Source organism: Leifsonia sp. (genome assembly GCF_051955155.1).
GTDB lineage: Bacteria > Actinomycetota > Actinomycetes > Actinomycetales > Microbacteriaceae > Leifsonia.
Genome location: NZ_JBQCGZ010000040.1, coordinates 1 through 6,699 on the forward strand (window position 1 = coordinate 1; position 6,699 = coordinate 6,699).

A 6,699-nucleotide genomic window follows, 5' to 3' on the forward strand; every position below is an offset into this window, starting at 1 on the left:
CTCCGGCCCCGGGTGACCATCGCCGACCCCGCGCAGGCGGAGCTGGCGATGTCCCTGCACCACCCGGCGGCGGAGAAGTGCTTCATCGCGGCGAGCGTGAACTTCCCGGTCGGTCACGAGCCGGAGCTGCTCACGCTCGTCTGAGTCCCGAGTGGCTGAGTCTCAGGCGGCGAGTCTCAGGCGGCGAGGCTCAGGCGCAGCCGAGCCGCGGAGCGGTCGAGGGAGCCGGGCTGGGCGCGGGCGCGGCGGCCTGGGCCGGCTCCGCGCTGGCCCAGCGGTGGATCGCGGCCACCCAGCGCTCGTCGCGCGTGAGCGGGCGCGGCTGGACGGTGCCGGAGTCGCGCTGCGCGCGTTCCAGGGCCTCCTCCTGCTCGCGCTCGGAGAGGTCGTGCGATGCGATGGACCAGAGAACCAGGGGATGCATGTCGATAACCACCTATCTGCGTTGACTGGTTATAGGTTACCGTAACCTGCTATTGCGATACAATGGTTACATGCGTACGAATGCTCCTGAGCTCGGCGGCGACTTCCTCGTCGCGTTCCTGAACACCCTCGACGTCGAGGACGGCACGGATCGCCTCGTGGACGACGCGGACTTCGCCGCCTGGTCCCGCGAGCACGGAGTGGAGTCGGGCGACCGCGAAGAGGCGCTCCGCGTCCGCGACGCGCTGCGCGCGATCGTGGACGGCGAAGAAGCGTCGCTGCCGGCGGTGGAACTGACCACCTCGTGCGGCGAGCACGCCGTCGAGCTGCGCGCGAGGACGGCCGCGGAAGCCGCGGTGGCGAGCTCGGTTGTGCTCAGCATCCAGGGCAGGCTGCGCCGGGTGAAGCTGTGCGGGGGAGAGGACTGCCGCTGGGCCTTCTACGACGAGTCCCGGAACGGCTCCCGGCAGTGGTGCAGCATGGAGGTCTGCGGCAACCGGCAGAAGGCGCGCACCTACCGCGCCAAGCGCGAGGGCTGAGCCGTGCGGAGCGCCGAGGCGACCGCGATGTGCGCTAGAGGCGCTCGGGGCGCAGCGCGCGCTTGACGCGCTCGACAGCGTTGGCCGGCGGCGACTCGTTGTAGGCGTTCGCGAGCTCCTGGCCGGTGAGACCGTGGATCGCGGCCATGATCTCGTCCGTGGCCTGGCGGCGCGCGCGGCCGGACTCCGCCGGGCCGTAGTGGGAGACGTCGATCGGCTCGCCGAAGGCGACCGTCACCCGGCGCACACGCGGGAACTTCGCGCCGACCGGCTGCATCTCGTCCGTCCCGATCAGTCCGACGGGGACCACCTTGGCGCCGGTGGTCAGAGCCAGCCAGCCGATGCCGGTGCGGCCCTTGTAGAGGCGGCCGTCGAGCGAACGAGTGCCTTCGGGGTAGACCGCGAACGCGGCGCCGGTGTCGATGATCCTGCGCGACTGCTCGAGCGCCTCCTGGGCCGCCTGGCCTGCACCGCGGCGGACGCCGACCGCGCCGATGGCGGTGAAGAACGCCTTGGACACGCGGCCCTTGAGGCCGGTCCCCTCGAAGTAGTGCGACTTGGCGAGGAACTGCACGCGACGCGGGGACGTCATCGGGATGAGCACCGAGTCGATGAACGACAGGTGGTTGCTCGCGAGGATGACCTTGCCGTGCCGGGGGACGTTCCTGGTCCCGATCACACGCGGCCGGTAGACGAGCTTCGCGAGCGGCGCGACGATCCAGCGGCCGACGAAGTAGAGCACGCCGGGCTTCGGGAGCGCTTCGGGTTCGGCGTCGAGCCCGTCGTCGGGGTGGTCCTGGGTCACCCCACGAGCGTAATCCGGCACGTATGCCGCGCCGGGAATGCTCGGCTCAGTGCGCGAACGGGTTGACCGGAGGGCAGCCGAAACCGTCGGTGTAGACCAGGCACGGCGGGATCAGCCCGGAGTACCGCACCGCGTGCGGGTCGCCGAACCAGCGGTCGTAGATGCGCGAGAAGTTGAGGTTGCCATAGGTCGAGCAGTCCCCGCCGGGGCCGGACGGCTGCGCGAGCGTCTGCCGGTTCGGCTGGTACGGCGTGTAGTTGTACAGGTTCGCGGTCGCCTGGTTCGCGATCGCGACCCGGCCCGAGCCGCAGGCCGCATCCGGGTGGTACTGGATGCTGTTGCTGCCGATCCGGTAGCGCCAGTCGCCCGGGTGCACGGTGTACTCCCGGAACTGCCAGGCCGCGCGGTAGACCTGGTTGAAGAAGCCGAAGTAGCGATTGTCGCACTCCGCGGTGTCCGGGCAGGCGTAGCCCGTCGCCTTCTGATAGCCGGCCGGGCTCGGTGCCGTGAGCAGCGACTGCTCCTTCTGCAGCAGGACCAGCAGGACGCGCGGGCTGATCGTGCACGCGGCGGCGACCCGCGCGATGATGCTGCTCGCGCGCTCGTCGCTGCGACCGGGGATGGCGGCGCAGCGCTCGGCGGAGGCGGGGGTGTCCGGGGTGTCCATGCGGAAATCCGCGAGGCACGGCGCGTGATCCTTGGGCCGGCAGCTGCGCTGCTCGAGGAAGCGCTGGACCTGCTCCGCGGTCATCGCGTCCGGGTTGAAGAAGCTGTCGTCGCTGATGATGTCGCTCGGGTCGAACGCGGTCGCGGCCACCGCGGCCACCACCGCCGGGGTCGGGGCCACTGCCGGGGCCGCGGCCTGCGCAGCGGGCGCCCCGACGCCGAACATCGCCGCCGTCGCGAAAACGACGACGGCGACGGGCAGCGCACGCCGGCCGGGCAGCCGCACGGTCCTGGCCTCAGCCGAGCCGGCCGAGGGCTTCCTCGATGACCGTCGCCGCGTCGTCGATCAGCTCCTCGCTGATCACGACGGAGGGCAGCAGGCGCAGGACGCTGTCCCAGCTGCCAGCGTCGAGCGGGATGACGCCGTTGGCCGTGGCGTGGGCGAGCACCGCCTTCAGGGCGTCCGGATTCGGCTGCTTCGTGCCGGGGACGACGAGCTCGACGCCGAACATCGCGCCCTTGCCGCGCACCTCGCCGACGACGGCGAAGCGGTCGGCCCAGTCGCCGATGCGGGCCCAGAGCGCCTTCTCGACCCGCCGCGCCTCCGCGAGCAGGTTCTCCTTCTCGAACACGTCGAAGACGGCGAGGGCCGCGGCGGTGGAGACCGGGTTGCCGCCGAAGGTGCCGCCGATGCCGCCCGGCTGGACGGAGTCCATGATCTCGGCGCGGCCGGTGACCGCGGCGAGCGGGAAGCCGCCCGCGATGCCCTTGGCGCTCGTGACCAGGTCGGGAACGACGCCGTGGTGCTCGATCGAGTACCACGTTCCGGTGCGGCCGATGCCGGCCTGGATCTCGTCCGCCACGAACACGATCCCGTTCTCGGCGCAGAACTCCGAGAGCCGGGCGAAGTAGCCGGGCGCGGGGATGATGATGCCGCCGTCGCCCTGGATCGGCTCGACGAACAGCGCGGCGAGCTCGGTCGCTCCGATGTGCGTGCGGATGTAGTCGATGGTGCGCTCCGCGGCCTCCTCGCCCGTCATCCCCTCGGGGTCGCGGAACGGGTAGCTGATCGGGAGGCTGTAGATCTCGCCGGGGAAGGGACCCATCCCCGCGCGCTCCGGCCAGGGCCGGTAGGTCATCGCCATCGTCAGGTTCGTACGGCCGTGGAAGGCGTGGTCGAGCGTCGCGATCGCGCGGCGACCGGTGTACTTGCGGGCGATCTTGACGGCGTTCTCGACCGCCTCCGCGCCGGAGTTGACCAGGATGCTGTGCTTCTCGAAGTCGCCGGGGGTGATCTCGGCGAGCTTCTCGGCGACGCGCACATAGTTCTCGTAGGGGGTCACGGTGAACAGGGTGTGCGTGAGCTTCGAAGCCTGCTCGGCGGCCGCGGCGGCGACGTCCGGATGCGCGTGCCCGATGGTCGTCACGCCGATGCCGCAGCCGAGGTCGATCAGCCGGTTGCCGTCGACGTCGACCAGGATGGCCCCAGAACCGGACTCCATGTAGATGTTCGCGAGCGTCCCGGCACCGCGGCTGACCGACGCGACACGGCGCTGCTGCAGCTCCACCGAGCGCGGACCGGGCAGCTCGGTGACGAGATGGCGTGACTGTGGGACGGAGAATTCGCGAGTCATGTGCTCCATCGTAGGCGGCGCGTTCAGCCGAACCCTGTGCCGCTGTCAGGTGAGCCGCAGCCGGATGCGGCAGACTGGTCCACCGTGCGCAGATCCCTCTCCCTCACCACAGCCCTGATCGTCACCGGCCTCGCCGTCACCGGGCTGGCAGCGTGCAGCTCGTCGTCGCCGTCGGCCAGCTCGTCGGCGACCGCGACGCCGGCCGCCGCCACCTGCCAGAACACGAAGCCGGGCAGCGTCTCGGACTCCGTGAAGGTGACCGGCGCCTTCCATCAGGAGCCGAAGGTCGCGTTCGCCACTCCGCTGAAGGTGACGGACACCGAGCGCACTGTCCTGATCACCGGGACCGGCGAGAAGGCGAAGCCGGGCGCGACGGTCGGCCTCGCGCTCGCCGCCTACGACGGCACGACCGGCAAGGCGCTCGCGGCCGGCGAGGGCTTCGGCACACAGCCGCCGGTCTCCGCGACGCTCGATGACAAGAAGTACCTGCCCGGGTTCGTCCGCGCGGCGGAGTGCCTGCCGATCGGCTCGCGCTCGGTCGTCACCGCCACCGCGGAGCAGGCGTTCGGCACGGCCTACTCGCAGCTCAACCTCTCGAAGGACGCCCCGGTCGTTCTCCTGGCCGACGTCGTCAGCATCGTTCCGACCAAGGCGGACGGGGCGCCGGTCGCGCCCACTGCGGGCTTCCCGACGGTGAAGCTCTCGAAGACCGGGGAGCCGATGGTCACGATCCCGAAGGCGGACCCGCCGAAGGAGACCAGGATCGCCCAGCTCAAGAAGGGCTCCGGCGAGACCGTGCTGCCCGGCGACACCGTCACCGTCCAGTACAAGGGCGTGCTCTGGCGAAACGGCCAGATGTTCGACTCCTCGTGGAGCCGCGGCGCGCCCACATCGTTCCAGACCACGCAGGTGGTGAAGGGCTTCCAGAAGGCGCTCGAGGGCCAGACGGTCGGCTCCCAGGTGATCGCGATCGTCCCGCCGGCGGACGGCTACGGAAGCAAGGGCCAGGGCGAGATCAAGGGCACCGACACGATGGTGTTCGTGGTCGACATCTTGGGGACGACCCGCTGATGTCCGCGCGCCGCGTCGTCATCCTCGGCTCCACCGGTTCCATCGGCACGCAGGCCCTCGACGTCGTCGCGGCGAACCCGGACCGGTTTCAGGTGGTCGGCCTGAGCGCCGGCCGGAACTCCACGCTGATGGGCGAGCAGGCCGAGCGCTTCGGCGTGAGCGAGACCGCACTCGGTGCGGAGGACTCGGAGCGCCTGGTCCGCTCCGTCGAGGCGGACGTCGTCCTGAACGGCATCACCGGTTCCGTCGGTCTGGGGCCGACGCTCGCGGCTCTGGAGACCGGAGCGAGCCTGGCGCTCGCCAACAAGGAGTCGCGCATCGTCGGCGGGGGGCGCGGCAAGGCCGCCGCCGCTCCCGGTCAGAGAGTGCCGGTGGACTCGGAGCACTCGGCGATCGCCCAGGCGCTGCGGGCCGGAGCGCCGTCCGAGGTCCGCCGGCTCGTCCTCACCGCATCCGGCGGCCCGTTCCGCGGCAGGAGCCGGGCGTCGCTGCGCGACGTGACTCCCGCGGAGGCGCTCGCGCATCCGACCTGGGACATGGGACTCGTCGTCACCACGAACTCCTCGACGCTCGTCAACAAGGGTTTGGAGGTCATCGAAGCGCACCTGCTCTTCGATGTCCCGTTCGATCAGATCGACGTGACCGTGCACCCGCAGTCCGTCGTCCACTCGATGGTCGAGTTCGTCGACGGGTCGACCATCGCTCAGGCCTCTCCTCCGGACATGCGCCTGCCGATCTCGCTCGGCCTCGGCTGGCCGGACCGCGTACCCGGGGTCGGCGCCCCGCTGGACTGGACGACGGCGCACTCGTGGACGTTCGAGCCGTTGGACGACGATGCCTTCCCCTCCGTCGCCCTCGCCAAGCGTGTCGGCGCGGCCGGTGGGACCTACCCTGCTGTGTTCAACGCGGCGAACGAGCAGGCGGTCGCGGCGTTCCATGCCGGCGCCATCGGCTACCTCGACATCGTGGACACCGTCCAGCGCGTGGTCGAGGCGCATCAGCCGGCCGCCGAGCTGACCCGCGAGTCGCTCTCCGAGGCGGAGGCCTGGGCGCGGGCGGCAGCCGACGCCCTGGTCGCCGGCTGACGGGACTATCTCCCGCAACGACCACCTGCTAGCGTGAGCGCGGCCGCCTTCGGGGCGGCCCGGCTGTTCGTCTCTGCGAACGGCTGACAGCGCACGTTCGGGGGAACGGGCCGTCCGGCTTCCGCGCCCCGGAGCACGACATCACAGGGGGAACACGATGAAGATCTTCAAACGAGGCGCGGGAAAGACGATGGGTCGCCGGGGGCGGGCCGCGATCGCCATCGCGTCAGCGCTGGCGGCCATCGCCGTCAGCGTGGGCGGGGCGGCGCCGGCACAGGCCGCCGACAAGGGATTCACGATCTACTATTCGCCGAACTGCACGGGCGCTTCGCGGTACTACCCCGGCGTCAACTCGGGCGAGCAGTGGATCAACGACACCTTCGACACGCCCTGGTACGCGGCCGGGTACGGACAGCACATCCGCAGCAACGCGGCGTCGATCGTCGTCCCGTACGGGACGACCGTGGTCATGCCGG

At 70.9% G+C, this 6,699-nt stretch carries 7 protein-coding genes and 2 pseudogenes; 5 read left to right on the top strand and 4 right to left on the bottom strand.

Features of this window, described 5'->3' with window-relative positions; genetic code table 11:
• A pseudogene (locus ACTHMF_RS03920) lies at positions 1-144 on the top strand (OsmC family protein); the annotation flags it as partial.
• 46 nt (positions 145-190) lie between these two features.
• Here the strand turns inward: ACTHMF_RS03920 and ACTHMF_RS03925 are convergent.
• Entirely contained in the window at positions 191-424 is a 234-nt protein-coding gene (locus tag ACTHMF_RS03925; protein ID WP_440316377.1) for a hypothetical protein, read from the bottom strand.
• Positions 425-494: 70 nt separating this feature from the next.
• Here ACTHMF_RS03925 and ACTHMF_RS03930 point away from each other — a divergent pair, with 70 nt between their 5' ends.
• Entirely contained in the window at positions 495-962 is a 468-nt protein-coding gene (locus ACTHMF_RS03930) for a CGNR zinc finger domain-containing protein (protein ID WP_314147954.1), read from the top strand.
• Between the two features lie 34 nt (positions 963-996).
• Here the strand turns inward: ACTHMF_RS03930 and ACTHMF_RS03935 are convergent, their stop codons facing one another.
• From ACTHMF_RS03935 to ACTHMF_RS03945, 3 genes are read right to left on the bottom strand one after another with little or no spacing between them, the layout of a single operon-like run.
• The gene (locus tag ACTHMF_RS03935; RefSeq protein WP_314147955.1) at positions 997-1,767 is read right to left on the bottom strand and encodes a lysophospholipid acyltransferase family protein; all 771 of its coding nucleotides are present in this window, start codon (positions 1,765-1,767) and stop codon (positions 997-999) included.
• Between the two features lie 46 nt (positions 1,768-1,813).
• A complete protein-coding gene (locus ACTHMF_RS03940) occupies positions 1,814-2,719 on the bottom strand; it encodes a hypothetical protein (RefSeq protein ID WP_440316378.1) in 906 nt (301 codons plus the stop codon).
• A gap of 10 nt (positions 2,720-2,729) precedes the next feature.
• Positions 2,730-4,076, bottom strand: coding sequence for an aminotransferase class III-fold pyridoxal phosphate-dependent enzyme (locus tag ACTHMF_RS03945; protein WP_440316379.1), 1,347 nt, complete (start codon positions 4,074-4,076; stop codon positions 2,730-2,732).
• A gap of 75 nt (positions 4,077-4,151) precedes the next feature.
• On the opposite strand from ACTHMF_RS03945, the gene ACTHMF_RS03950 reads away from it, so the two are divergent.
• The 3 genes and pseudogenes from ACTHMF_RS03950 to ACTHMF_RS03960 form a co-directional block, all read left to right on the top strand.
• Positions 4,152-5,138 carry an FKBP-type peptidyl-prolyl cis-trans isomerase gene (locus tag ACTHMF_RS03950; RefSeq protein WP_440316380.1) on the top strand — a complete coding sequence of 329 codons (987 nt, stop codon included), beginning with the start codon at positions 4,152-4,154 and terminating at the stop codon, positions 5,136-5,138.
• Entirely contained in the window at positions 5,138-6,223 is a 1,086-nt protein-coding gene (locus tag ACTHMF_RS03955) for a 1-deoxy-D-xylulose-5-phosphate reductoisomerase (protein ID WP_440316381.1), read from the top strand. Before ACTHMF_RS03950 ends, ACTHMF_RS03955 begins: the two co-directional genes overlap by 1 nt.
• A gap of 157 nt (positions 6,224-6,380) precedes the next feature.
• Positions 6,381-6,699, top strand: a pseudogene (locus ACTHMF_RS03960) (hypothetical protein); the annotation flags it as partial.